Below are 834 nucleotides of genomic sequence, written 5' to 3' on the forward strand. Positions count from 1 at the left end.
ACGAGCGAAGGGCGCGCCGAAGGGTTCACGATCGGATCGGCAACCTTTGCCAACGGCACCGGCCCAAGCTTCGTAAACATCCAAATCACACCACAGATCGATGCCCAGGCCATCAGCCTTGCGGGAGTTGCAGGCGCAACCCTCCTGCCGACGGGCACGATTGTCATCAACAACGTCGTCGCAAATGCGAACGGCGTGTATCGGGTTCCGCAATCAATTCTCACACAACTTGGCGACGGGGATTTTCAGGCCATCCTCGTCGTCGGCGGCCTTAGCATCGGTTCAACACTCACCGGCACTGCCCGTGTCCGCGAAGCATCGCCGATCCCTGAAGGACTCTTCGTCCAGACTTTCAACGCTGATGGCGAAAGTGGTCTCCAGATCACGGGAACCACGCTGGGAGACACGATCGTCGGCGCCGGGGCAGACGATCTTCTGCTTGGTGGGTCCGGTAATGACACCCTGACCGGCGGTACCGGAAACGACGTCATCTACGGTGGGGCCGGGACCGACGTCGCCACATACGCGGTCGCCCGAGCGCAAGCGGTGGTTTCGCACAATGCCGATGGTACGCTGACCATTGCGGCAGGGGCAGATGGGACCGACACTGTTTCAGGAGTGGAGCAGTATCGTTTCTCCGACGGGCTTTATTCGTTCACGTTCCGCGCGCCGGGTGCGGCGGTTATTGCCAACTTCAATCCGGCGTCTGGGTGGACCACGCAGGATCTGTTCCCGCGCCATGTTGCCGATGTTAACGGCGATGGATTTGCCGATGTGGTGGGCTTCGGCTTTTCGGGCGTGCTCGTCTCGTTCGGATCGGCGAGCGGCAGCTTC

General features: G+C 61.0%; 1 protein-coding gene. It reads left to right on the forward strand.

Going from position 1 to position 834, the window contains the following annotated elements; all coding sequences use genetic code 11:
• A partial coding sequence (locus HGI47_RS22090; protein ID WP_370521849.1) for a calcium-binding protein occupies window positions 1–834 on the forward strand: 834 nt, incomplete at both ends.

Source organism: Novosphingobium sp. ERN07 (assembly GCF_012641335.1).
GTDB lineage: Bacteria > Pseudomonadota > Alphaproteobacteria > Sphingomonadales > Sphingomonadaceae > Novosphingobium.